20 protein-coding genes are annotated in these 26,214 nt (G+C 64.9%); 10 read left to right on the top strand and 10 right to left on the bottom strand.

The features are described from left to right. Positions 1-42: 42 nt before the first annotated feature. The 4 genes from ACFC1I_RS15900 to ACFC1I_RS15915 are packed head-to-tail and all read right to left on the bottom strand — an operon-like array spanning position 43 to position 3,139. Positions 43-447, bottom strand: a complete 405-nt coding sequence (locus ACFC1I_RS15900) for a hypothetical protein (protein WP_376011388.1) — start codon at positions 445-447, stop codon at positions 43-45. A 3-nt stretch (positions 448-450) separates the two neighbouring features. Next, positions 451-1,128: a DUF2637 domain-containing protein gene (locus ACFC1I_RS15905; RefSeq protein WP_376011390.1), complete on the bottom strand. Its 678-nt coding sequence runs from the start codon at positions 1,126-1,128 to the stop codon at positions 451-453. Next, a complete protein-coding gene (locus ACFC1I_RS15910; protein ID WP_376011392.1) occupies positions 1,125-2,015 on the bottom strand; it encodes a bifunctional DNA primase/polymerase in 891 nt (296 codons plus the stop codon). Before ACFC1I_RS15910 ends, ACFC1I_RS15905 begins: the two co-directional genes overlap by 4 nt. Continuing rightward, positions 2,012-3,139, bottom strand: coding sequence for an ArdC-like ssDNA-binding domain-containing protein (locus ACFC1I_RS15915; protein WP_376011395.1), 1,128 nt, complete (start codon positions 3,137-3,139; stop codon positions 2,012-2,014). The genes ACFC1I_RS15910 and ACFC1I_RS15915 overlap by 4 nt, the downstream gene beginning before the upstream one ends. A 342-nt stretch (positions 3,140-3,481) precedes the next feature. Here ACFC1I_RS15915 and ACFC1I_RS15920 point away from each other — a divergent pair, with 342 nt between their 5' ends. From ACFC1I_RS15920 to mobF, 5 genes are all read left to right on the top strand, one after another. Next, complete coding sequence (locus ACFC1I_RS15920) at positions 3,482-3,904, top strand: hypothetical protein (protein WP_376011398.1); 423 nt, start codon at positions 3,482-3,484, stop codon at positions 3,902-3,904. Between the two features lie 63 nt (positions 3,905-3,967). After that, positions 3,968-4,432, top strand: coding sequence for a hypothetical protein (locus tag ACFC1I_RS15925; protein WP_376011401.1), 465 nt, complete (start codon positions 3,968-3,970; stop codon positions 4,430-4,432). Continuing rightward, complete coding sequence (locus ACFC1I_RS15930) at positions 4,429-5,394, top strand: MAB_1171c family putative transporter (RefSeq protein WP_376011404.1); 966 nt, start codon at positions 4,429-4,431, stop codon at positions 5,392-5,394. Before ACFC1I_RS15925 ends, ACFC1I_RS15930 begins: the two co-directional genes overlap by 4 nt. Before the next feature lie 64 nt (positions 5,395-5,458). After that, positions 5,459-6,580, top strand: a complete 1,122-nt coding sequence (locus tag ACFC1I_RS15935; RefSeq protein WP_376011407.1) for an alpha/beta hydrolase family protein — start codon at positions 5,459-5,461, stop codon at positions 6,578-6,580. A 120-nt stretch (positions 6,581-6,700) separates the two neighbouring features. After that, positions 6,701-10,132 carry a MobF family relaxase gene (gene mobF / locus ACFC1I_RS15940; RefSeq protein WP_376012097.1) on the top strand — a complete coding sequence of 1,144 codons (3,432 nt, stop codon included), beginning with the start codon at positions 6,701-6,703 and terminating at the stop codon, positions 10,130-10,132. Between the two features lie 35 nt (positions 10,133-10,167). On the opposite strand, the gene ACFC1I_RS15945 is transcribed toward mobF, so the two are convergent. After that, on the bottom strand, positions 10,168-10,587 hold the full coding sequence (locus ACFC1I_RS15945) for a hypothetical protein (RefSeq protein ID WP_376011410.1): 420 nt from the start codon (positions 10,585-10,587) through the stop codon (positions 10,168-10,170). 339 nt (positions 10,588-10,926) lie between these two features. Continuing rightward, positions 10,927-12,171: a hypothetical protein gene (locus tag ACFC1I_RS15950; RefSeq protein WP_376011413.1), complete on the bottom strand. Its 1,245-nt coding sequence runs from the start codon at positions 12,169-12,171 to the stop codon at positions 10,927-10,929. A 426-nt stretch (positions 12,172-12,597) separates the two neighbouring features. Between ACFC1I_RS15950 and ACFC1I_RS15955 the strand changes: the two genes are divergently transcribed. From ACFC1I_RS15955 to ACFC1I_RS15965, 3 genes are all read left to right on the top strand, one after another. Then, on the top strand, positions 12,598-13,413 hold the full coding sequence (locus tag ACFC1I_RS15955; protein ID WP_376011416.1) for a hypothetical protein: 816 nt from the start codon (positions 12,598-12,600) through the stop codon (positions 13,411-13,413). Positions 13,414-13,717: 304 nt separating this feature from the next. Next, positions 13,718-13,891, top strand: coding sequence for a hypothetical protein (locus tag ACFC1I_RS15960; RefSeq protein WP_376011419.1), 174 nt, complete (start codon positions 13,718-13,720; stop codon positions 13,889-13,891). A gap of 167 nt (positions 13,892-14,058) precedes the next feature. Further along, on the top strand, positions 14,059-15,174 hold the full coding sequence (locus ACFC1I_RS15965) for a GTP pyrophosphokinase family protein (protein ID WP_376011421.1): 1,116 nt from the start codon (positions 14,059-14,061) through the stop codon (positions 15,172-15,174). Between the two features lie 307 nt (positions 15,175-15,481). Here ACFC1I_RS15965 and ACFC1I_RS15970 read toward each other — a convergent pair whose 3' ends face one another. Both ACFC1I_RS15970 and ACFC1I_RS15975 read right to left on the bottom strand, forming a co-directional pair. Next, complete coding sequence (locus tag ACFC1I_RS15970; RefSeq protein WP_376011424.1) at positions 15,482-18,424, bottom strand: NACHT domain-containing protein; 2,943 nt, start codon at positions 18,422-18,424, stop codon at positions 15,482-15,484. A gap of 406 nt (positions 18,425-18,830) precedes the next feature. Then, positions 18,831-19,562 carry a hypothetical protein gene (locus tag ACFC1I_RS15975; protein WP_376011427.1) on the bottom strand — a complete coding sequence of 244 codons (732 nt, stop codon included), beginning with the start codon at positions 19,560-19,562 and terminating at the stop codon, positions 18,831-18,833. A 244-nt stretch (positions 19,563-19,806) separates the two neighbouring features. Between ACFC1I_RS15975 and ACFC1I_RS15980 the strand changes: the two genes are divergently transcribed. Beyond that, complete coding sequence (locus tag ACFC1I_RS15980) at positions 19,807-20,412, top strand: hypothetical protein (protein ID WP_376011430.1); 606 nt, start codon at positions 19,807-19,809, stop codon at positions 20,410-20,412. Continuing rightward, positions 20,412-21,923 carry a hypothetical protein gene (locus ACFC1I_RS15985; protein ID WP_376011433.1) on the top strand — a complete coding sequence of 504 codons (1,512 nt, stop codon included), beginning with the start codon at positions 20,412-20,414 and terminating at the stop codon, positions 21,921-21,923. The genes ACFC1I_RS15980 and ACFC1I_RS15985 overlap by 1 nt, the downstream gene beginning before the upstream one ends. A 272-nt stretch (positions 21,924-22,195) precedes the next feature. Here the strand turns inward: ACFC1I_RS15985 and ACFC1I_RS15990 are convergent, their stop codons facing one another. After that, positions 22,196-25,144 (bottom strand): beta-N-acetylglucosaminidase domain-containing protein, encoded by a 2,949-nt coding sequence (locus ACFC1I_RS15990; RefSeq protein ID WP_376011436.1) that lies wholly within the window; start codon positions 25,142-25,144, stop codon positions 22,196-22,198. Positions 25,145-25,240: 96 nt separating this feature from the next. Further along, a complete protein-coding gene (locus ACFC1I_RS15995; protein WP_376011439.1) occupies positions 25,241-26,026 on the bottom strand; it encodes a GntR family transcriptional regulator in 786 nt (261 codons plus the stop codon). Between the last annotated feature and the right edge of the window lie 188 nt (positions 26,027-26,214).

The raw sequence follows: 26,214 nt of genomic DNA on the forward strand, positions 1-26,214 counted from the left end.
TGTCGAGGGGGCCGAGTCCGCGCCGGAGAAGGACATCCCTGATCAACTCCGCCCGAGCGAGTCTCGCGCGACGCGCGACCGGCTCCGCCCGAATGCATCGAGCGGAGGAAGCGACGAGCTGCGATTGTGGATCGCCTGTCGAGCGACCTCTGCTGGATGCCTCAGCCTGCGCGCGAGCTCCGCCTCAAAGTCGATGCCGCGACCCGCGATTCTCCCGGTTCCGGAGCTGATCAGGTCCGACAGACGAACCCATGCGACGCCGGGCCGTGATTCGACGTCCTCTCGGAGGCGCTGTTCGACCGCGGCACGATCGAAGCCGGTGCGGTTCAGCGGTACACGATGGGAGCCGACGTGGTCGTGCTGGTCGTCCGCGAACAGCTCCATCGCCTCGCGCTCTGAGAGTGGCCTGAGGGTGCCCTCCTCGTCGATGTCCGATGTCTCGTTCATCGCTCAATTCCCTTCTACGAGATCGTTCTGTGCCACTGCGGCGGGCAGTTGGTTATGAAGCCAGCGGCCGACGGTCGAAGGATGGACGCCGAGTCGTTGGGCGATGGCGCGGTTCGACCACCCGGATGCGCGGAGCTCCGCCGCATCGTCCCTACCTGCTTTGACCAGTGCGCTCGAAGCTTGCGCGGCGATCGCGTGCAGCTCCAGCTCTTCGCCGGCAACGCGGGCCGGTCGGCGCTCGACATCAATAGCGGACTCGTGGGGCGCCGCTGTGGACGCATGGCGGGTAAGCACCGAAGTGAGGTGGGTGATGGCGAGCAGCACGAGCGGCGGCACGGCCGCCACCGCAGCCGCGAGCACGAGCGGCACCTCCGAAGTTGCGGTGACAACGGCGTGCAGAGCGTTTCCGATGACGGAGATCAGGGCGCCGGCGAAGAGCAGCATCCAGGGATACCATGCCGCGCGAGTCCCCGCGAGGACGACGACGGCGACCGTCGCCACGACGATGATTCCGTCGACGATCAGAGGCCATGCCCAGGCCTGCTCGACACGTAAACCGCTGCGCCGGGCGAGGTCGGCCAGTGAGGTGAACGACAGCCAAAAGGCGCCACCCGCGATGAAGACGGTTCCGACGACCGCGGTCAGCATCGCGAGCCGGATCCCACCGCCTGCGCGGCTCATGGAAAGCTCCGCATCGACGTCGACAGTTGTGATCGCGGCGGGGCGTCGCCGACCGTGCTCACGCCCGCGATGGCCTGGCTTGAGTGGGTGTGTCGGCACGCGGAGTAGACGGTTCGCTCGATCTCCCTCGGCTCGAGGCCGATGACGCTGGCAGCCGGACCGAGAACCTCGACAATGGCGTCCGCGATCACGCCTGCTTCGCTCATTCGGCACGCGGCCCAGAACAGTCCGTGGTTACGCTCGCCCTCTCGCAAGCGGGAGACCCACCGCGAGAGGACTTCGCCGCTGACTGCGGCAGCGCCCTGGTTAATCTGGCGAACGGGCCGCGGGTCGACGAAGTCGCGGAGAGCGCTGGCATCGACGGGCCGCGTTGGAGCAGTGGAGAGCGACATAGGACTGTACCGCTTCGCACCGCTCGAGGCGATTGCGACTGAAGGGGGAACGACGACGTACCCGCCGTCGCCGCGGAAGTCGATGTGGGAGCGAGCAGCCTGCCAACAGCGCTGCGGAGTCGGCCCGGCCGGGAAGTAGGCGTGGAGCCCGCCCGATGGTGTTCGAACGCGAGCAAGTTCTCCGTCGAGCAAGCCTGCATCTGCGGCACGCTGGAACATGGCGAAACCTGTTCCGTCGGACTTAACGTCCACGTCGACGACATCGATACCCGACCGGGTGCCAGTGGGCATCCCGATGTTGGCATGGGGCGAGCGGAGCCACCATGCGTCGACCTGGTCGACATCGCGTGTGGCGTCCAGGAATCCTGCCCCGGTCAACGGTCGCTTCCCGCCTGGCTCGCAGGGGAAGACCGGCACCCCCGAGGCCGCGAATCGGATGGCCGCGCGGTGCGTGTCCATATGCGCTACGGCCAACAGCACCTCGGCGATGCTCACGCGATGCTCCGGGCTGAGGCTGGCACCGCGTTACGCGGAGCGGAGGAGGGTGCCTGCCGAACCGGTTCCCGCGTATGCCCGCGGCGATCCAGGCCGGGAGGGTCGCCTGCACTGACCTGCTCAGTGGGCAGTGCGTCGAGAATGGCGACCGCTGCGCGCCGCACTCGCTCTCCGGTCTGTTGGACAACGGCGACGGCATCCGCATCAGGAACAGCGGTGGCCCATCCGGCGACATACGGGATTGTGTAACCCTGCGTGTCCATCCCGTGGGCGGCCGCGACCATGAGCGCGACGGACTCAGCCTCTACTTCTCCGATGCCGCGGTGTGTGAGCGCTGGGTGGTCCGGCCCGTGCAGGCGGATGTGAGCGAGCTCGTGTGCCAGGGTCTTCGTCCGCGCGGCAGCATCCATGTCCTCCCGAACCGTGACATGCCTCCGAGAGAAGTCTGTCCGTCCGTTGGCGCCGTCGAGGGAGGGCGCATCGGCGACCATCGACAGACTGAAACCTTCGTCTTCGACCAGCGTTGCCAGCCCGACCCACAAACCGGCAGGTGCCTCGCCTCGAAGGAGCTCGGGTCGCGGAGCTTCTGGGATGGGTGGACCGCTTGTCTGCGCGATGTCCCAGACGTACGCGGTCCGTGCGCCGGTGATGCCTGATCGCACCGCTTCGTCAGGACGGGGGCGTTCGCGTGGCGCGAGCCGACGCCATGACGAGGCGTCCAGGGGAGTGGTCGTCGCGAACCGTGCTGTCCGCGGGGCAAAGATCATGTAACCGTGCTGGCCTGCTGAAACGCTGCGGCCGAGCGCCTGCCACTGCTTGAAGCCGGCAACATATGTCGGCGTGGGCTCGGCGATCGTTCCTGCCTCGAACGCGGCCGCGTGCTGCGCCCAGATCAACAACGTGTTGTTGAAAGAACGCGAGCGGAAATGAACTGCGAACTCGAGCGCTCGCTTCCAGTCGTCCGACTCGATCAGAGCCTCGACAGAGCGGACGAGTCGCTCGTGCAACTCGTTCAGCTTTGATTCGGAGTCTGGTTTTGCCATCTGGTCGGACACGACGAGCACCCTCTCCTGAGCGACGACGCGCCTTCCGTGCGGCGCGTCCATGACACTGAGGTGCTCCATGGGGAGCAGATGAGGCACCTCGCGTGACCGCACCGCCTCAGCGGGGTCATCAAAGTGCGAGAGTGCAGGCTCGAGGGCTCAGAGTACAAGCTCCAAGCGACGGTTCAAGAGCCAGCGGCCTAGGTCGGGCGCTGGCCCCACATCTGGGATCCTTGCTGTCATCGCCTCCTGTTGAGCATGCTCAAATTGTCCTGACTCTGGTCTAGCACTCGGTTTGAGCATGCGCAACCATTGTCTTGAGCATGATCAACGAGTACATTGAGCATGCCCAATCGATGGTTGTGACACCTAGTCGAGCGACGATGCCTTGCCTTGCCCGAGGGCGAAGGGTGGTCCAGCGGAATGACGGAAGACGACAACAAGGCAGCGGCGCAGGATCTGGCCAAACGCCTCAGGCTCCTGCTCGACGTCTCCATCGCAGAGTCGGGCGCCGAGCCGACTTACGCAGAGATCGCGGCATTTCTCGAGTCGCGAGGAGCCAGCCTTTCGCGATCGCGCTGGACGTACATGGTCAACGGACACCGGTACGTCCGAGACCCGATCATCGTCGACGGCCTCGCGGCCTTCTTCGACGTGGACGCGCCTTTCCTGCTCGGGGACGAAGGCGCACAGACGCCGGAGAAGGTCAGTGCTCAGCTCGACCTCATCCGCTCGATGCGCGCAGCGCGCGTCAAGTCTTACGCCGCTCGAACGTTGGGGGATGTCTCGCCGAGGGCGCTCCAAGCGATCAGCAAGTTTCTGGATGAGGAAATGAACCAAACCTGAGCAATGCCCACGTCGGTCCTCGCCGACCCTCCGTGCGCATGCTCCCGGATGGGAGTGAGACACGTGAACATCGAACAGGCCGTGTCGACGGCCGTGGAAGACCTCTCGCTGGGCAGCGCCTTTACTTTCGACGAGCTTGTCGGAGTGCTCCAGGAGCGCCGCGGGAGAACGCTTCGGATCGTCGAGCTCGCTGAACTTGGCGAGCATGACGGAATCTGCGCGTTGTGGCTCATCAAGGACCTCGAGGATCTCGTGCTCCATGCGCACAGCGACTCGGTTCTTCATCGGCAGCAGTTCGTCCTCCATGAATTCGCGCATATGATCCTCGGTCACGGCGATGACGACGACTGCTCCGTGGACGACCTCCTGCTTCCTGACATCCCGCCGCATACGCGTCGCCGGCTCCTCGCCAGGCAGGATCTCGACTGCGAGAGCGAGGTCGCCGCCGAGTCGCTCGCCGACCACCTCGCCGCAGCGATCCGTGGGTCGGCGTTTGCGGAGTCGCGGTACTTGGAGATCTTCGGATGATCCAAGCCGTCATTGCGGTGTTGATGTGGGCGCTCGTCGTCAGCCTGCTGATCCTGCGCCGCCGGCGCACCGAACGCAGCATCACCTATGCCGCCATCACTATCGCAATCGCCATGACGCTCAGCGTTGACGCCGTGTACGCGCCCGTCGACGCGCTTTTCGGTGGGTCGAACATCGGGACCCTCATCGCGGACGCCGCCTTGATGATCGGCGTCTTCTTCCTCGGTCGCGGCATCATGCGCGCTACCGAGTATCGGCCGCTTCCGGTCCGAATCGCACTCGGGTCGGTCACCCTCGTCGTCGCACTTGTCGGTCTGGTGGTTGCTTTCGCTCTCATCAACACGGGCTCGACGACAACGAACTTCATGCTCGACCTCGGCGGCCAACCGGCCGCGGCGGCGTACTCCATCATTCAGTTCACCTACTACGGCATCGTCGTCGCCGCCATGGCGGCGGTCGCGATCCGACAGTTCCGACTCCGCACCGGCATTCAGCGGATCCCAGCGGGCTCCTTGATCATCGGAGCTGTGCTCGGGGTCTCACTGAGCATCGTCGTGATCGTTATGGACATTGCTCATCTCGCCGGGAATCTCGATCTGATGGTCGCGGTCGGCATCTTGTATGCTCCGCTGTTCCTCCTCACCTTCGTCTTCCTCTGCGTCGGTCTGGCGGGTCAGCCGGCTCTTCGTTACATGGGCGAGCGCAGGAGGCTGATGCAGACTCAGATCTTCGTTCGGCAACTCACTCCGCTCTGGGATGCTGCGACTCGAGTTCGACCGGGACTCAGGCAGCGGGATGCCACCGCCATCCGGCTCGAGGACCCCGAGATCGTGCTTCATCGCGAGGTGGTCGAGATCCGGGACGCGATGATTGACCCACGAGTCGAATTTGATCCGACCAGCGAGGACCGTCAACTGCTCGAGCGCGCAGAGGCACATCTGCTTGGCTCAAGTGCGCGGTGAGAAGTTCTCGTCGTGGACGAGAGATCGGGGCGGGCGAGTGCGCACGTTGAGCATGGTGGGAGGGATGCTGGGTGCCGTGGCCGCATCGGCACTCGGCGTCGGCGCGGCCATTGCTCGCAGGCTGACCGCCCCGCCAGGTGCGCGGACCTTTGATCTGTTGATTCGGGGGGTCGAGATCGATGACGCCGGTGTCGTGGTGGTTCTCGATCGGACCCGGCAGACGGTCGCCCGCGGCTCGTACACTCTCCTGTTCGAGGGTGGTGGATGGGCGCAGCTCGGGGCGGACGTCGTGGAACGAGGGCCGGATCGCGTCGCGCGGCGTGTGACGAAGTTGTCGGCCGGTCTGGCTCCTGCGATCGGCGATCGCGTGTCTTGGAGCGGGATCTATTACATGACGCCCGCGGAAGCTGACCTCGACGCGGGGGAGGTGCGTTTGTCGATTAATGTGGGCGACGCGCCAGCCTGGCTCATCGAAGGGGAGTCCTCGGGGGTCTGGGCCATTCACATTCATGGCATGGGCAGTTCCCGATCCGGACCGGTTCGCGGGGCACGAGCGGCGACCACGCTCGGTTACACGTCACTCGTGGTGACCTACCGCAACGACGGCGAGGGGCCCTGGCTCGGAAACAGGCGGTCCACACTGGGTTCCACCGAGGTCGATGACGTCGCGGTGGCAGTTCAATACGCCGTGGACCACGGCGCGAAACGGATAGTCCTCTTCGGGTGGTCGATGGGCGCCGCCATCGCCTTGCAGCTCGCAGCGCACCCAACACACTCGGTGCACGTCGATGCGCTCGTCCTCGAGTCGCCCGTGCTCGACTGGATCGCGACCGTGAAGGCCAACTGTGCGCGAGCGGGTCTCCCCGCCGTTGCGGGCTGGCTTGCGGTGCCATGGCTCTCGCTGGCCCCCCTCGCTCGTGCCAGCGGACTCGCGGGGCCGATCCCGCTCGGCGCGCTGAACTGGATAGCCCGAGCAAGCGAACTGACGAAGCCGACGCTGATCCTTCATGGCACGCGAGACGATTCGGCGCCGATTGACGTCGCCCGCACTCTGGCCGGAATCCGCCCGGATCTCGTTCGACTGAATGAATTCGACGCGGCCCACACGATGACCTGGAATTCCGACCCCGAGCGTTGGCAGACGATCGTCTCCGATTGGCTGACGTCTCGGAATCCGTCGGTCTGACCGAGCCCCGTCCCCTTCCTCGGTACGCTCCTCAAGAGCGGCCACGCCTCTTGCAGATCGAGGGCGCGCACCTCCCCGGCAAGGAGCGGGGGTGCCGCGGTGACGGTCTCGATGCGGGTGATGAGCGCCGGCGACGGCTACAAGTACCTGCTCCGCACTGTGGCGGCTGGCGATGGAGCCCGCTCTCTTTCCACCCCGCTCACGCGCTACTACAGTGCCGAAGGCACCCCGCCCGGACGGTGGATGGGCGCCGGTATCGACGCACTGAGTTCCAGCATCCGCGGGGGAGACACCGTCACCGAAGCTCAGCTGCAGCTGCTGATCGGGATGGGTCGGCACCCGCTCACCGGCGAACCGCTCGGCCGCGCGTACCCGCAGTACGGCAAGGATGAGCAGGCTGGCGGCGCCCGTCAGCGTGCTGTGGCGGGCTACGACTTCACCTTCTCAATTCCGAAGTCGGCGAGCGTGCTGTGGGCCGTCGCCGATGCGAAGACGCAGGAGCGCATCGCTCGCGCGCACCACCAGGCCGTCGCCTACGTCGTTGCGTACATGGAACGCGAGGTTGCGGGCACGCGCACTGGTGCAACGTCTGGGGACGGGGCGGTTGCGCAGGTCGAGGTGAACGGACTCATCGCAACGGCCTTCGATCACTTCGACAGCCGCGCGGGCGATCCGCATCTGCACACACATGTCGTGGTGAGCAACAAGGTGCAGACCGCACTCGATGGCAAATGGCGTTCGCTGGATGGCCGCCCGATACATGCAGCCGTCGTTGCGCTATCCGAACTGCACGAGGCGATCTTCAGCGACGAGCTCGCGCGCGAACTCGCCATCGACTGGGAGGCGCGCGACCTCGGCCGCGACCGCAATACGACGTGGGCGATCACCGGTGTCTCCGAAGGGCTTGTCCACGAGTTCTCCACACGGGCACACGCGATCGAAGACGCGACGGACCGGCTGATCGCAGCCTTCGTCGAAGCGCGTGGTCACCGTCCCGCCGCGGCAACGATCATGAAGCTACGCGCCCAGGCGACGCTGTCGACGCGTCCCGAGAAGCAACTGCACTCGCTCGCAGAACTGACGGCCGGATGGCGCTCGCGTGCAACGCACGAGCTTGGGTTCGACGCAACAGCGTGGGCATACGCGCTCATCACGCACAGCAAGCGGCCGATGCTGATGCGCGCAATCGACGTTTCGCCCGAGGATCTAGCGACCCTTGGCAGGAGCGTCATGATCGCAGTTGCGGACAAGCGGACGACGTGGCGCCGCTGGAACCTCATCGCTGAGGCTGCACGTCAAACCATGCCTGTGCGATTCGCGACAGCATCCGATCGCGAATCGGTCGTCGAGCTCGTCGCCGACGCGGCCGAGAACGCATCACTGCGACTCTCACCGCCAGAGATCGCTGAGAGCCCGTTGGCGTTCCAGCGCGTCGACGGTTCCTCCGTCTTCCGCGCACGCCAGAGCGCGGTGTTCACGGCCAGGCTCTTGCTTGAGGCCGAATCTCGGCTGCTCGACCGCTCTCGCACCGCGACCGCCCCGCGTATGACGACAATGCAAACCCCATCTGCGGCGCGAGAACGCGTTGCGCTCGGCTCCGACCAGAGGGAGGCGCTCGAGCGGATCGTCAACTCGGGCCGCACCGTCGATCTCCTCGTTGGTGCAGCGGGGACAGGAAAGACGACGGCGATGCGCGCGCTTCGCAACTCATGGGAGACCGTCTATGGCCCTGGATCCGTCGTAGGGCTCGCACCATCGGCCGGTGCGGCGCATGTGCTGGCTGAGGAACTCGGCATCCCGACCGAGAACACGGCCAAGTGGTGGACCAATCACCTGATCAACGGCGACGTCTTCTCCGCGGGCCAACTGGTGATTGTCGATGAGGCATCGCTTGCGGGCACGCTCTCACTGGATCGAATTACGGCAATGGCCGCGGATGCCGGGGCGAAAGTGCTGCTCGTCGGCGACCACGCGCAGCTTCAGGCCGTCGATGCGGGCGGCGCGTTCGCTCTGCTCGCTCACGATCGGGAAGACGTGCCCGAGCTCGTCGACATCCACCGGTTCCTCCACGCCTGGGAGAAGGATGCATCCGTTCAGTTGCGCGACGGCGATGACGATGCGATTGATGCGTACGCGGAGCACGACCGGGTCGTTGAAGGCGATTCAAACGCGATGATCGACGCGGCGTACGCGCAATGGCGTCAGGACCTGCGTCGTGGCAAGTCAAGCGTCCTCGTTGCGGATTCCAATGACGCCGTTGCAGCGCTCAACGTGCGCGCCCGTGCCGAGCGGATCCTCGATGGTGAGGTCACGGGACCTGACGAAGTCTCGTTGCACGGGGGAAGCGCGGCTGCGATCGGTGACATCGTGGTCACGCGTCGCAACGACCGCACCCTGCGCGCAGGAAGAACGTGGGTACGCAACGGGGACAGATGGATTGTCATTGCGCTGCGCCGTGACGGCGGGATGCGCGTGCGCCGAGCAGGTCGAACTTGGGGAGCGACGGTGGCCTTACCATCCGCATATGTCGCTGCACACGTCGATCTCGGCTATGCGCTCACGGCGCACCGAGCGCAAGGCATCACGACGGATACGTCTCACGTGCTCGTGCGATCAGGAATGACCCGGGAGAGCCTCTACGTCGCCATGACGCGCGGACGCGAAGCGAACACTGCCTACGTCGCCGTCGACCGACCAGAGGCGGTCCACGCCGGACCGCACCCGGGCGATCCGAACGATGTGACCGCCCGGACTGTGCTTCACGGTGTGGTCCAGCACGTCGGTGCAGAACTGTCTGCCCACGAGACGATTAGCGCCGAACAGGACCGCTGGGGCTCTGTCGCACAGCTTGCCGCGGAATACGAAACCATTGCAGCCGCAGCCCAGCACGACCGCTGGGTTGCCCTGATCAGGAATGCCGGCCTCGGGAGCGCTGAGGCCTCGGCGGTGATCGATTCGGACGCGTTCGGTCCACTGACAGCTGCGCTTCGCCGTGCCGAGGCCGACCACCACGATGTGGAGCAACTCATGCCGGCGCTCGTGCGGTCACGAGGTTTCGATGGGGTCGGCGATGTCGCGGCCGCGCTGCTGTCGCGCCTTGAGAAGGCGACAGCGCCCGAGGCGCATCATGGGTTCGGGCGGAAGGCGCTACGAGCGATCGCCGGCCTCATCCCAGAGGCGCTTGGCCCGATGGCACCCGACATGCGTCGCGCGCTGGACGAACGAAAGGCGCTCATTGAGCACCGAGCCCAACAGCTCACAGAGGGCGCTCTTGCGCGACGCCAGGAGTGGCTCGACGCACTCGGCCTCGAGCCGCAGGGCTCGTCCCGTGCGCCGTGGATACGCCAGGTCCGTGTCGTCGCTGCGTATCGCGACAGGTACGGGGTTACTGGCCATCATCCACTCGGTGGCGTTCCGACGAGCAGCGTTCAGGATTGGGATGCTGCTTGCGCGCGTGTTGCGATCGAAACTGCGCAGCGTCTGGCACGGCGCTCTGACCAGGTGTCTCGCACGCGGGATCGTGCACGTGAGATGGGGGCGCCGAGCCGGTGATGGCCCCGTGGCCTTTCCTTTGTCCGCTGCCGGATCTACTCTTTCATCAGGCAACCTCTCACGCGCCACCGCTCGTTGCGGCGGTATGACAGGCCTTCGGCCAGTCCTTCCAGGTTCTCGTTGCCGAACGCATGGAGGGCAGCCGCATGTTCGGAGTCATCTGGATGCTCGGCATCCGTTTCCGCGCGTTTCTGCGCCGGTTCATGCCGACGAACATCCTTCTCTACGCGGTCTTCACACGGCGCGGTCTGAAGTGGGGGATGCCGGCGATGCTTCTTGCCGGCGTGTACCTCGTGGCAGCCGCGCTCTGTGTGGGACTCGTCGAGCAGGGCGCGCCCGGCTGGCTGAACCTCCTCGTTCTCCTCTTCCTGTGGAACGCGCTCAAGTTCGTCGCGGTCGGCCCTGCGAGTCTCGTGTGCCTCATGCGCGTGCGGATGCGTGAGGCCCAGATCCATCGAATGACCCGCGCGGCTGTGATGAGCGAAGGTGTCCCGCTCGAGCGTGTGACACGGGTATCCACTCGAGCTATGCACTGATCATCGAGTCCGGCGCTCCGGAACTCTGGTCGCACGGCGGTGGCTCACCCCCGGGCATCTCTTCCGCCGAGTACGGAAGGCTGCGGTCGCGCGTGCGGACCGACAGCCACGTTCTCCTTGCCCGCGCGCTCACGCAGGGCCGCGGTGCGCACCTCACTGACGACGCGGCATCCCGCTGGGTGTGCGAGACCTCTGGCGGGGGTCCACCGCGTGAGCCTCGCTGAGTCGCTGGGACCCGAGAACGGAAGCCTGAGAGCATTAGTTATGAACCGTGATGCGGCAGACGAGATCGTCCAGAAAGCAGGCATCCTCGCCGTGCTCTACTATCCCGAGATCCACGCCGATGACCCCGACTATCGGCTTGCGAATGACGTCTCGTGGGTGCTCGAAGAAGCAGGGGAACTCGCTGAGGGCGATCGCGACTCGCTTGTCGACATCGTGAGTCGGGTCATCATCGACCCGACGGGAAACCGCGAAGCGCTCACCGAGTTCGTTTACGGGCTGGTCGAAGACAGCGAATAGTTCATGCCTGGCCGCCGGTACTACGAGGCCCACCGTGAGCAGATGCTCGCGGCGAGCCGTGCGTGGAAGGCGGCGAATCCTGAGAGGGCAGCCGCCCACAACCGGAAGTGGGCGCGTAACGCTGCTGAGCGACGACGCTTCGTCGAGCAGCGTCGGGAGCAAGGGCGCGTCTGGTATGCCGAGCATCGCGAGGCAGAGCGTGCGCGGGCCCGCCGCTTCCGGCTCGAGTATCCGGAGAAGGTCAGGGAACACCGCGCTCGGTTCCGAGAACGTCACCCTGAACGCGCTGCTGAGCAGGAGCGTCGCGCATCTGAGCGATGGCATGACCGGAATGCGGAGGCGGTCCGTGAGAAACAGCGCATCGCTGCGGAGCGGCGGCGAACGAGCGATCCCGACGGCTACCGGCGTTGGTACCAGGCGAATCTCGATCAGCAGCGAGCCCGCGGACGGGAAGCTAGCCGGCTGCGCAGTCGATTGATGAGCCTGGGGTTGCCGGCGCGCCGATCTCAGCGCACGTACTCGAACGAACGCCGGGCAAATGACCGGACGAGTCAAGCGTTCTTCAGCCGTCGCCGATCCTCGGCAGAACTGCGGCGCCTGCGGCGCGAGGGTGAGTCGGTCTTCCGCCGCCCGACACGTGCGCAGCTTGCAGTGCTTGAAGCGCGGCGGCGAGTTATGAGCCGTGAGGAACTCTGTGCGGCCGGGGAAGAGCTTCAAGGGCGGTTGCGAGCTGCGAAGGCGAGAGATCTCGCACGAGCATTCTTTCCGGAGGTTGCCACGCGGTTGTACCGCGCACAGCAGGATCGCCTTCGTCACGAGATTGAACTGGACTCGATCGCCCGTCGAATACGGGGGCAGGAGCCCTACGACGTGGAGTTCGAGTTGCGGCGCCGCGTTCAGCAGGAAGCCCGCGAAATCGTCCTGGTGCTCGCCCGGCGCAGCGTCGACGCGGACCAGATGAAGCAACTGATCGAGCGGCACTTCACGACATCGCGTCGAACACGCAGGTCAGTGTCTACTCCGACTGAAAACATGCAACATGGGTCGGTCAACGCGCGTGCGGTCCACGCCAGAGGACTTGGCCGGTGATCGCAGGAACCCGGAGGGGCGTGTACGTGCGATTGGGGAACCTCCATGGTCAACCTCACAGGGCCAGGTATACGCGCGAGCCCGAGGACGCTGCAATCCGGCTGTTTCGCGGCTGGCGCGTTCGGACCATCTGCGCGTTAGAGGACCGCGAACCGGGCGCTGGCGCCGTTCTCAGGCACTTCGATCGACCAGGTGCACTGGCCGCCCGCTCGACACACGGATGCTAGCCATAACCCAACCGACTTGAATCGAGCGATATCGCTGCAGCACCGGGCGATAGCGCCGAACACGCGAGAGCGCGCCCGATAGCCTGCGTTGGTGGCGGATACCTACGGCGAGATGACGGCGTTCTGGTCTGCGATTGCTCAACTCGTCCCCGTACTCGGGATCGCACTCGTGCTCGAAGCGAGGATGATCGCTCGCCGGTTCGGCCGCAAGAAGTCCCAGGCTCGGCCAGTCACCCGCTTCCTTTGGGGAATGTGGCTGTTCGCCACGTGGGGTGCGCTACTGCTCACATTGGGGAACGCGCTCGTCGCGCTGACGCGAGAGCCCGGGAGAGCCATCGAAGACAACGGCGCAGAGGTGCGGTGGGCGTACATCGCGATCGGCAACGCATTCTTCTTCGTGGCAGTAACGCCCATCCAGAAGGTGGTTGCAGCTGCGACGCTGGCAAGCGGCGTTTCTCTTCGAGCAGCACTCAGTCCGAAGATCCGTCGATCTCTCCGACAGCGGCGAGCGTACAGAGCCGACCTTGACTACAGAGTTGGCCGCGGAAGAGAACTCCTGCACAACGTCTTGATGGACGCCGCGGAGTACCTGATCCTGGCCGGCAGGAGCTCACGGCTCGCGGATGAGGGCCGCCGACACCTGATCTCGGATGCCGGGACGACGGCGGAACGCCGCCAGCTGCGGAGCTCCATCGCTGACGCCGACTTGCTGGCGCAACGCTCACGGGACCGGTACGAGGAGAGGATGAGCACCTACATTCGGGGACGAAAGCTGCTCGCTGACCTGGAAGACACGCGGCGGAGGTTCGTGGCCGACGACGAGCAGATCGCAGAACAGCTCCGTGGCGCCGACAAAGTAGGAGCGAAGACGATCAGGAGATTGCTGTCGGAGGCAGGGGCGGAATAGCGCCGGCTCCGCCAGGGCGAACACGCTGCCCTGGGATCCGGGTCGTCGACCCGACTCGTCAGACGCTCGCCATTCATCTTCGCGGATCAAGCGCGTAGACGCGTGGTGCTTAGGGGCGGTCGGACTCATCGATCAGTCCGGTATGAGCCGAGTTGGCCGCTCCCAGCTTCCGCCGAAAAGCCCACCTAGCCCGCGTTCACATCCGCGCGGGGCCACACAGGCGCTCGCATACGGACCGGCAATCGCGCCCTCCTACTTCGCCGACCGCTAGACGGTCGGCATCCCGATGATGGATGCTTGCGACATGACCGATCGCGATCGTTCCCCGGCTTGGCGGGTGGCCGCGGTGATCGGCGACACGCTCGTGAAGGCCCTCGGCTTCTTCCTATCGGTGGCCAAACCGCCCGAGCAGATGAATGCACAGACGATGCTTCCGCCCGAACCCTTTCCGCCTCGCAGGGACGAATATCGGCCCTAAGCCGGACGCCGTGAACGCGTCGCGCGCTGGGCGACCGCCTATTGGGTCCGTAGGGGGGACACAGATCGCCGCTTCGAGATGCCATCGCTTGACCCCCGGGCCCTGACCAAGTCGCCATCGCGACTTGGAGGTGAGGGCTCGTGGACGAGGGTCGATAAGGTGAGCGAGTGAGGCTGCCCGACCCCGAAGACTACAGGCGACTTTCCGCTGTCCTTGAGCCGATGGGCCCGCGGGTTGCGCAACTCATACGTGAGCTCGTCGGTGCGCTCGACGGCGTTCCGATCATGGACGTCCGCTACCGGCTCAAGGCGGAGGCAAGCGCAAGTAAGAAGATCGGCAAGAGCGGTGGGAGGTACCGAAGCTACAACGACCTCCACGACATGCTCGGTCTTCGCGTGATCACCTATCTGGCGAGCGGCGTAGACACAGTGGTGGAGGTTCTGCGCGACAACTTCGAAGTAGATGAGTCGCGTTCCGTCGACAAGCTTGCAACCCTGGACCCGGACAGATTCGGCTACCTGTCGTACCACCTAGTGCTGACTCTGAAGCCCCCTCGTTCGGACCTAACCGAGTGGGGGCCGTACCGGGATATTCGTTTCGAGGTGCAGGTCCGGTCCATCCTGCAACATGCTTGGGCCGAGATCGAGCATGATCTGGGCTATAAGTACGAACCGGGCATCCCCTCGCACCTTCGCCGCAAATTCGCCATTCTTGCCGGGGCACTCGAAAGCGCAGACAATAGCTTCGACGATCTGGCCGTCAAGGTGGCGGAGCATGTTGCCACAGTTACCGATGCCGTCCAAAGCGGAGTAGAAGTCTCAGTCGATCGCGACTCGATAAGGGCGCTCGCCACGGGGGACAGCGCCATCGCACGCGCTGACCGCGCCATAGCTGACGCGATCGGAGCGAGTCTGTCGGCCACAATCGCAAACGACTACGCCGAGGAGCGAGCCGGCGAACTGATCGATCTCGGGCTCGAAACGACCGAGGCCGTCGGGAACGCCATCGAGGATCACTTTGAAGCTCTCGTGGCGTTTGCGGTCGCCTGGTTCACCCAAGCGAGGCCCTATCCGGATGAAGACGATCCCGCAGTTGACGAGGATGGGCGGTTCCGCGAGCTGACGCCTGGCGTCTCCCTCTTCTATTGGTATCTGCATGGCGTCATCGAACTCAACGACGATCAACTACTCGAAGAGACGATGCTGCAGGATATGGATACGGATGAAGGGCGTCGTGCTCTGCGCGCTGTCCACGATGAGGCCTTCACAGCCCGCTCGTTGTGAACGTCGAGAAGCCGTGACGGGCGCGAGCCGTTGGCCGTTGCAGAGGCTCGCACGCTCGCGTTCGACGCGCGCTTGTCGCGGTCATCACCTACTGCCTGCGTCAGCAGCGCGGTCACTCATGCGCCCGCTCACGTACGCACATCGCGCACGCGGCGTCGGGGTCACGCCTCGCTGCGTACTCGACAACATTGCGCGGGTACCCACCGGCTAACGTCCATTGAGTTGCAGCAAGTTGGTGCAGACACCGACTGGTCGCCCGGCACGAGGTCGCTCAGAGACCGGGCCGCATCGCGGTCACGCTTCGTATTTAGTCTGAAGTCAAACCCGGACCTGCCAGGATGCTCCGAATCGCCGATCGATGAGGTTCGGTAACTGCCGCTAACTCGTCTTCGTCCACGGCCCCCCACCCGAGGGAGGCGGCAGCGATCTGGATCGCGATCGGGCGTCCCGACTGATCTAGAGACTCCCCTAGCGCGTGCCCGTTCTTCCATGCGATCGATGCCAGCCGGCCGATCATTGCGAAGCTCACTAGGAATGCGTCGCTCCACGAGTCGGGATCGCGCGCTTGACGCCAGTCGCTCGGAGGTTCTCTGAAGACGAAGTTCCGCTCAATTAGGTCCCTTCGGACCGCTGGAAGCGGAATACCTCTGGCCAAGCGGTCACTGTGTGACGCACCAATGCGCTCAAGCAAGCGATACGAGTCGTCGTCGTCAAGACAATCATTCAAGATCGGCCCGAACGGCTCGGGGCCGTAAATGTCGACTTCGTCAGTCAGGATCAACTCCTGCACCAGGAGCGTCGCGTGCCACGGAACAACTTGCACCGCATCCTCCAAGGGAATGATGTGGAGCTGGGCGGCAATCCAGCTCACGACCCAGTGGCGGTCGTGCGTTGCCAGCGCGATCTTGGCCCGCTTCGTCAAGGGGTTGGTCCACACCTTCTCTGACGCGAGGATCGCGATCTGGAGCAGGGCTGCGGTGACGACCTCATCCTTCTGGTCTTCAATGCAACGAATGGTCGCCGCGGTGATGAGGGTCGCTGCCGAGGAGTTGTCCTTCGCCAACGCACTCAGGTCTTTCGCCACGACACCAGATCGAGTGGTCGGAAGGGTCACGGACTCACGCACTCCGAGCTCCACGGTCGGGACGCTACTCGGCTCGTCCTCTTCGATGTCGAAGTCAGCGGCGCCTCGAGTTCTGTACGAGTTCTCCTCATTGGCCGCGTAGACGGCGGAGTCGCCCGCCGGCAGAAGGATCGAACGCGCAACAAAGCGAACGCCAGTGTCCGCCAGGACACTTTGCTGGTCCGGTGGGATCGGCACGACCGAGACGAGGGAGATACCAAGCCGCAACAGCGCGAATGCGTCCAGATCACAGGCCTCCTGCGCGTCGTCCAATAGGGCCGCGAGAAAGCGCTGGCCGCCGTGATCCCTCCAGGCATCGATCACCGAGACAGCGATCTGGGTGACTGTCCAACCGTTCAGTTCGATGAGCCGACTTCGCAGATTGGCGTAGAGCTCAGCCGGAGTGTCGACTCGGCGGACTTCGTAAACCGCGGCGAAGTACTCCAGAAAGGATTGATGGACGAACCCATAACGGAGGCGGCCGGCTTCGTCAGTCATCACCGTGGTGATGATCCAAGCTCGACCTGCCCACAGCTGCACGGCTTCTCGCGCGCGACGCGACGCGTCCTCGGGATCCGGGGCACCGTTGCTGATGAACGCGCGCCGGATTTCGGTCACGAGCTCCTCATGCGGAATGCCGAAGCTCATGTATTCATCATTGCTGAGCACCGAATGAGCGACCTGATAAAGGACCGGCCTGACGTCCTTGTCCCACGCTCGATGGTCGTCGATACCCCGCATAGTGTTCCATTGCTGGTAAATCATGTCCGCACAGCGCTCGTAGAGAGCGTGGAGCGTGCGTGGGATGTCACCTCGGGCGTAGTAGATGCTGCACAGAAGGCTAAGCATGAGGGGATTGACACGGAGATCCGCCGCGTACCGGCGACTCTCCTCGACGAAGCTGCTTGCGCGAGTTGCCGCATCCTCGGCTACGCTTTTCAGGCTGAACCAGCGCGTGGCGTACTCGCGAACCTGGTCCTCTCGAAGGTCCTCGACGCCCACGTGAACCCACTCCGTCCAATCGAACGGCGCTAGGTCGTACCCGGTATAGCGGCTGGTGACGAAGATCGATGTTGCGGGAAACAACTGCGCGAATGCGAGCACTGCGTCGCGTACCTCTGCTCGGGTACCGGCGTTTAGCACTTCGTCAAGCCCATCGAAGAAGAGAACGGCCCGACCCGTGACCAGCAGGTACTCGAGCCAGTGAGCGGGCGGCGCCTGCTGCATCAACTGCGTTGTGGATTGTTTGATGTGATCGAGGAAGATCTGCGGCGCAAGCGTCTGCTGTGCCGAGTATTTCCGCAGCTCAACCACTATCGGGACAAGATCGGTGTTCACGCCAGTGGCGACGTCTGCGGCAAGGCGCCTGATTGTGGTTGACTTGCCGCTCCCAGCCGCTCCTTGAACCACCGTTCGTCCGTATGACGTGAGCAGCTGAGCCGGCTTAATTGTGGACTCATTTCGCGAATCGAACTCCCTAACGCGGAGATCCGGCTCCACGTACAGATCCTCCAGCCGCTGCTCGGTTCCGTTGTCGAGGTGCTGCAACTGGATGCGACTATACTTGCGGTGCATTTCCCGACGAAATGCCACCGAGTATTCCAGTATCTCCACCGGGCTGGGACTACCGATGCCGGCGAGCATCCGGCGCTTTGCCTCCTGCGCGCCAAATAGCTGGATTCCAGATAGAGGACGACTCCGGGAACCCCGCGCTGCCCGGCGCCCGTTGGGCGCACGGGATGGTCTTGCCCCGAGCACGGCGGCCACGATGTCTGCCGCCGCGGGTGCAGCTTCTTCTGACAAGCCCGCTTCGAGCATCAGGAGAGCGGCTATCTCCTCCTCTGGCAGGCCGGCATAGTCTCCAGTCTGGGCGGCGTTCACCAGCATGAAGAGGTAGCCGAGAATCGGTGTCTCGAGTAGAAACGAGGCAATCTTCTCGGCGTCTGTGTCAGCGACACCGTTACTTGTGAGTTGCGCCTGCACCGACAGATTGAGCGAAGCAAGAGTTTCGGCCGGGGTCTCCTGACCACGGCGGCGGAACTTGCCCGCGACCCAACGGGTTGCGTCGGCGCCGACATTCGCCGCGTATGAAACGAGCAAATTGACTAGGGTCGGGTCGATGTCCAAGGTGCCTCCTTAGCGGGATGATAACCGGCGGCCCGCGCAGTGCGCGTTTGCGACCGGGAGGCACAGGCCTGAGTCGCTTCTTCCAACTGCACGGTAATGCGCCGGTCGAGTAAGACCGTGAAGCTCGCGGCAGCCGTCACCAGCACCGGGGCCATGAGCCGCGAAAGCTGAGCTGGCGTTGGCGATTACGGAGCGTCGCGGCCCAACCGTCACTGCTCGATTTTCTCTAGCGATGGGCGACTAGCCTCCGGTCACGCATGCTCGGGTTGTGTTCCTGCGGCCGCGACCTGCCGAAAGAGGTCTCGAACGGTGGGGAGCAAGGGACTCTGCTGAACATTCTGAGCCGCATGGGATGGCCCAAGCAGAAGCGCTGGTGTCCTATGCGGCCTTGGGTGCCTGGCCAGGGCTACAGCGATGCGTAGTACTTCTGGTACGCGAGGAGCTTCTCGTGCAGATCAAATCCGGCATCGCCAAGCTCGTCCGTCATCGTGGCGTTCTGCTGATAGGCCCGTTCTGAAACGTGATGGCGCAACCTTGTGCTGTAGAAATCACCGTCAGCCGAGGCCACTCTGTGGAACCTTCCGCGCCAGAGCTCAGCGGCTTCCGCAAGCGCACTTAAGTGCCGGTTCAGTTCTCCGTCATGCGCCGTCCGCGTCATGGGAAGCTCCGCGAGCTCATCGATGAGCCCCACCGGCTCCATTGGAATCTGATATGGGAAGAACGAACCGAGGGTCGTCAGCAGCTTCGGATTGGACGCGTACGCATAGAGCTGGTCGGCAAGGGCTTGATCGAGCGGGCCCAGGTCGGGAGCCTGCTCCAGTCGTGCCGTCGATCGGAAGGCATCCAGCGCGGCTCTGGCTTCCTCGACTTCCTGCGCTAAGTCCTCGGCCCTCTTACCCCCTGCGACAACCTCATCCAATGCGGAGGCCACGTTCTCGGTCACAGCCGCAAGGCGAGCAGCCAGGAAAACGATCGCGACGACAAGCGACGCGATCGTCGCCCAGAGGATCCAGACGGCCTCCTCGCTTATCCAGCCGCCGATCTGAATCACCGGGAGTATGAGGGCTAACGCCGTCGCCAGCCCGCCCGCGATCACCATGAGCGGTCGAAAGATGAGCTTCTTGCTGGCTCGGGGCATGCCCCGAGATTATCGCCGGGCTGCGCGTCGCATCGCCGCCGATAGCATCTGCGGCACGTGACGCGCGGTACCAGGGCTTCACCAGCTACACATTTGTCCGATCTCACTCACGAGCGCCGCGAAGTGATGCGAGCACTGCTCGAGTTGGTCTGCATGCTCGCCGGGATAGCACCAATGCACCCGCCGGGTCGTGCCTTCGTGTCGCAATGCATGGCACTGAATGAGAATTCGCTAATGTACGGGCATGACCCGAATCGAAGGAGAGTCGGCTCAGGCCAAGGGGGCGGACGGCGCCCAGCGTGCGAAGCGGTGGCTCGAGTCGACCACGCGTGTCAACGCGCAGTGGGTCAATCCCAACCCGCCCGCCGTTGCCAAACTGACCTTCGCGTGGCCGCACGGTGGGCAGAACTTCTCCTTCGACCTCGGCGGCACACTCAAGTACGGCGAGTACGACGGCCAGGAGTTCTTCGCCGAATCGAAGAACTACGCCGAACCCAGTGACCTCCCGAAGCACTATTCAAAGTTCCTTGCGCAGTGCTACGTGGCGTACGACAAGATGCCTGCCCGAGCGGACCACTTCATGTGGATCGCGTGGAGCCCCCACTCGATTACAGACTGGCCGAAGCTGACAACCGCGGACTACGTACGTGCCCATGTCCTCAAACACCACGAGAGGGTGTTCGGCACCGACAACGAGGCCATGGCGGCACCTCTCGTAAACGAGGACGTGGTGTCGGCAGTGGCGAGCAGACTGTGGCTGGTTGTGCTCTCGCAGAAGCAGGAGACCCTCGTCATCTCGAAGGAGCACCGCAGTGTCATCGAGGCGTACGAGACCAGGAGGGGGGAGTGATGGCCGACGGGTCCGCCTTCGCCGCCCTGATTCACGATGGCCTGTTCGACCCCTCCCCTAGCGCGTCGATCCTCCGGGTCAAAGACGCTGTGGCCAAGGAGCTGACAGCGCTCGACTCGACCGCACGCGTAAAGCGAACCGACTACTTCAACCACACCTTCGCGCCCGACTTCATCCTGACGTGGCCGGACTCGACTTCTCGCCGCGTCTACCTCCGCATGGCCTACGACCTCGAAGCCCTCGTGGATGACGTGGCTCTCATCGACTCCACCGACCCGCTAATCTTTGGCCTCACACCATCAGAGTCCGTGGAAGCTAAGCCACATGTGGACGAGGTGATAGCGGAAAGCGACGCGATGTTCACGGAGCCCGCCGCCCTGGAGAAGCTGATCGACCGTAAGAAGAGCGACTCAACGGCCAATATGCTCAGCAATGCCCTGGCGCAGGGCGGGCGGGGATCGTTCGTCGGTGACGAGGCGGTTGAACTCGCTGATGTGGTGCAGCGCGGGTTCGTCGCGGCAGCTGAGGTGGAATCGGACGGCACTGCCAGGGCCGTGCAGACCATTGGCGACCGCTTGCAGGGGCAGCAGGCGTGGCGGATGAACCGCGTGTTGCAGGCAGTCTGGGAGGGGAGCGAGGGTTCGCTGTCGACCTTCCCGGGCCAAGCGGACGTGTCGGGGCGGCTAAATATGGAGTCGCTGAGTTACCTCGTCAAATACATGCGGACCGATGACCGCGCTTTCTGGCGGCGAGTAGGTCGCGGGCTCACGCTGGCTGACTTGGAGGGCCTCGACTTCGAAGGCGCCTCTGCGAACGTGGAGAGCCTCATCCAAGCAAACCTCGACGTCATCTCCGCACGCGCCACGATCGTCAAGCCGGATCCGCTCGGACTCGACGAGGCTGTCGCCGGAGCGCGCTTCCGCTGGAGCAAGCGCGGTCGACACATCACGTTCGAGGCCCCGAAGTTGTTCGCGGTGCTCGGAAGCGCGAAGACGGATCTCAACGACGTTGACGAGGAAGCGGCGGCGGCGGTGTCCGTGGACGCGTTCATCGAGCGCGCCCGGCAGACAGACCTGGTCGAAGTCAGCATCCACTCGGGCCCCGACCACATCAGCGTCAAGAACGACGAGGGCGCGATCAGCACGGAACGCCTGCGCGGTGTGTCAGCGACGTTCGGGGGTTCAGCTGAGGTGGCCCAGGCAATCGCGGGCTCCCGAACCGGTCGCGTGACCGTCGACCTGCCCGAGCGATCCGGCACCGGCAAGACTCAGAGCAAGGTACGTATGGCTGATCTGCTCGTGACAACGATCCCGTTGGTCGTCGATGTACCCGACGACGTGCGCGACGGTATCGCGGAGTTCCTGCAGTACGAGGTCGACACCGGTCAGACCCAACTCGACATGTTCAGACTGGATGCAATCGAAGGGCGGGACGACCCGCCGCTGTTCGCGATTGAGGCGTCCGCGGATGCGATCACGGTGAATGATCTGGACGCTCCCGCACCGGAGTAGGTAGCAGCGGGCACGTGCCTCCCGACTACAAGCCTCGCGGTAGAAACAACCCGCCCGCGCCACGGTCCGACGTCGTGCGTATGCACCCTCAGCGCGTGCGGCCATCCCGCGTCGCCCGCTTGGACATCGCTGCTGCGCGCGAACGCCCCATCATCGTGCAATGCCCGATCAGGGATCCGGTGCGTGGAGTGGCCTGGCTGCTGCCCGCTCGTTCGCTTTTGCGGACGCGCTGGATCGGGTGTGGCTGCGAGCAGCCACACCCGATCGTGAGTTCAGAGAATGAACAGCGCTCCCTGCCAGCCCTGACCGACGCGGTTCGCCGGCGTGAACATGTTCCCGGTGAAGACCCCGGTGTTCACGTTCTCGAGCAGGAGGCCGCCGGCGTCGACCGAGAGCAGGTCTGCTTGCGAGTCTCCGTTGAGATCGGTCACGACCGGAAGGTTGGTGGCCGTCCACCCGGCGCCGACCTTGACCCGGGCGTCAGAGGTGGGGATGCCGTTGCTGCATCCGGTGTTGCGGTAGGCGTAGAGGCCACCGTCACTGAGCACGGCGAGCAGGTCCGCTCGCCCGTCACCGTTCAGTTCCACGGCGTTGAGTTGCAGCGTGCCGTCCCAGCCGGAGCCGATGAGGGCTGTGCTCTGGAACATCGACCCGGTGAAGCTGCCGTTGTTGTTGAACGCCCGGAGATTGCCGGCGCCGTCGATCGTGAGGATGTCGGTGTCTCCGTCGCCGCACAGGTCGCCCAGGATCGGCAGCTGCGACGACGACCAGCCTTGACCGACTTTCACCCCGGTGGGGGCGAACGCGGGCACGTTGTTGGTGCAGCCGGTGTTGCGGTATGCCATCAGGTCGCCGTTGGCGAGTACACCCAGCAGGTCAGCGCGTCCGTCCGCATCGAGGTCGGTCGCTTTGAGCATCAGGTTTCCCTGCCAGCCCTGACCCACCTGCACGGGCGTGCCGTACATGGATGCGAACACTCCGGTGTTGCCGCGGTAGCGGAGCACGCCGGTCGATTCCACCTGCAGGATGTCGAGCCGCCGGTCGCCGCAGAACTCACCCACGATCGGCAGCCGCGCAGTGCTGTAGCCGGATCCGACGTTGGCGGCGGCACCGAAGACGGTGGCGCCGTCCTGGTTGGACTGTCCGCTCGTGGTGGACACGTTGGGGTATGCGTTGAGCGTGCCGTTGGCCATCACCGCGAGCAGGTCGGAACGTCCGGTGCCGGAGAGATCTCCGAGCTCGGTCCCGCGAGCCAGTGCGAACGAGAGGAAGGGATCCAGCACGCCCACGCCGATGCGGACGGTGCTTGCGCTGATCTGAGCGATCAGCGGCGTCAGCAGTGCCCGCTTCTGGTTCATCGTCGCGGTGTCCCCGGCCTTCTCCGCGACCAGCGCTGCCACCGCAAGCTCTCCGGCTTGGCCGTACAGGCTGGCCTTGTCCAGCCACGGCTTGCCCTCCGTCGCGAGCAGCTGATTTGCACCCGGTTCGCGCAGCGTGACCACGCTGTTCTTGAGAGCGGTGAACGCTGCGGTCAGGTTCGTCGCCGCGGTAGCGAGTCCGGTGTTGGACTGCCACGCGCTGCGGAACGCCGAGATCTTCGCCACTATGCCGGCGGACTCGGTCGCGCTGAGCGAGGACGCGTAGTTGTTCTCGGCGAACGCGCGCAGCGCGGCCGTGCGAGTCCTGCCGAGAGCGGCGAGGGATGCCTCCCACGACGCGGCTGCGTTGTACGCGGTCGGGTTCCACGCGAAGTCAGCTGCGGTGAACAGGGCAAGCTGCGAGAACTCGCCCTGGTGCATGGCGTTGAAGGTGATGCCCTCGCTGGAATTCGCGAGGCTCGCGGCGCGACCTTCGACAGGTCCCAGCAGCAGGCGGTCGGCGCTGAATCGGTCGGCGTAGTCGTTGACGGGGTAGTTGTCCCAGACGGCGATCGGCCGCTGACCGAACGCGGTCTTCGCGGAGTTGAAATCGGTCTGCGTGATCGTCGGCGAGATCACCGCCGGGCCCGTCCAGTAGATCGTCGCCTTCGGGGTCATGAGCTGCACCAGCCGGGTGCGGTAGTCCCGCACGCTGTTGCCGAAGTACTCCGTCGGAACGACCAGGAGTGGCCGTGCGCCCGGCTTGGTGTCCAGCCACGCCTGCACCTTGTTCACCATCTCCGCGTGCGCGGTGGCCATCGCCTGGTCCAGGTTGCCGTAGGCGCCGGAGTTGTAGTGGTCCTTATCGGCCTGGCAGTTGAACTTCTCTTCCAGTTCGACGTCATCCCACGCCACGGTGAACCGACGCACGCCGATGCCCCATAGCTGCTCGAACCGGGCCTGCAGCGTGGGGAAGCTATTCGGGTCGGTGAAGCAGATGCCGTTGGACAGGTTCGTCGGCGCCTGCGGTGAGATGCGGTAGATGTACTCCACATGGCGTGCCGCGGCGAGATCGACGGCTTCCTCGATGGCCGCCAGCTGGGTCTGGGTATAGGGCGTCGACCATGAGTGGCCGGTCATCTCGTCCGCCGACGGCCCGTAGAAATAGGTGTCCATCTTGTTGCGGGCGAGGAATTCGATGTGCGACTTCTCCTGCGCCAGGGTCCACGGCGGGTCCAGCGGCGGGCTGTAGAACGACTGCATGCCGCCGCGCATCTTGAACGCCGGCGCATCGCGGACCGTGAGTTTCCAGATGGTTGCGCCGCCACTGCCCGGGGTGATCACCTGGCGCAGACTCTGCGCCCCGTAGTACGTCCCGGTCTTGTCGATCCCGGACAGTACGACACGGATCCGGGACTGCGTGTCGGTGCCGACAGCCAGTACGTACCCCTCGGCGGCGAGACCTGCGGGCCCGCTGACCGAGAGTGCGCTCAGCGCGGCCGCACTCGCCGCGTTCTCCGACGGGCCGCCGACGTACACCGTCGCACCGGTGCCGGGGTCGGTGGCCGACACGGTCGTCGCGGTGCCGGCGTCGCTGAGCAGCGACCGGGTGAGTGCGACCGCCGCTGGATCCGCGCTCGCCGGGGCGACGACGGTGACCGTGGCGGGCAGCGTCACCTGCTGACCGCTGCTGGTCAGCTGCATCGGCGTCGGCCGGATCGTGGGTCCGGTCGCCGACGTCGATGCGAGGACTGGTTCATGGGCCTCGGCGGGGGCCACCAGGCCGGCGGTGACGGTGGCTGCGACCACCACCGCGACCGCGGACAGCCGCAGGGTGCGGGGGAGTTGACGGGAGAACTTCACCGTGGATCGCCCTTCTGACCAGGGCCGCTCCGATGGCGGCGCACTGGTGGCGATACTGGTCTAGGACGGTTTCTTCTGTCAACTGTCCGGTTCGGGCTAGCTGTCGGCGGCGCGCCCCACGTGCATCTCGATGACGTAGCGATCGCCCCGGTACAGCGAGCGGCCGAACTCCACGGCTTTGCCCATGGTGTCGTGGGCTTTGCGCTCGATGGCGAAGCAGGGTTCGCCCGGCTCGGTGTCCAGTCGCGTCGCGTCAGCGGCGGACAGCCGGTCGATCGCGACGGTCTGTTCTGCGTTCTCGGGTCGCACCCCGTAGACACTGGCGAGCAGCTCGTAGAGCGAGTCGTTCTCCGTCATTCGCTCGAGCAGATCTGGGAAGCGGGCGTGCGGAAGATTGGTGGTTTCCAGCGCCATCGGCGTGCCGTCGGCCGTGCGGACACGCTCGATGCGGATGACAGGGTCGCCCTCGGTCAGGTCCAGGGCAGCCGCCACCCGAGCGGATGCGGGCTCCAGTAGGGAGCTGAAGTCGCGGGCGCCGGGCTCCATGCCCCGGAACCGCATGTCTTCGGTGAAGGATCGGAAGATCTCTGAGTGGGTGAGTCGGGGGTGCTGGACGAAGGCGCCGCGGCCCGGCTCGCGTCGCACCAGCCCGGCGGCCTCCAGGCTGTCGATCGCGCCGCGTACGGTCATCCGCGCGACGCCGAATTGCTCCGCGAGCACCCGTTCAGAGGGCAGCAGGGTGTCGGGGCGCGAGGAGGCGGCGAACGCCGCAAGCGCTTGGCGGATCTGCTCACCCTTGCCCGACTCGCCCGACTCCTCGACGACCAAGCCGGCGAGTATTTCGATCTCGTCGCGCCCGTCCGAATGCCGTGCGCGTGCCACGTCTTGTCACCTCTCTCGCGCGGCGACATCGACCGCGCGTAGTGAGCAATCCTAAGGCGACTCCGTGCCAGATTGGTCTATACCGGAACGTTGACAATCGGTATAGACCAGTATTAGTTTGAGCGCACCGAGCATCACCCACCACACGACGACCCCGGTCCAGCCCGGTGGCCGTCTCACCAAGGGGA

Source organism: Microbacterium sp. NPDC056044, assembly GCF_042267145.1.
Lineage (GTDB): Bacteria > Actinomycetota > Actinomycetes > Actinomycetales > Microbacteriaceae > Microbacterium.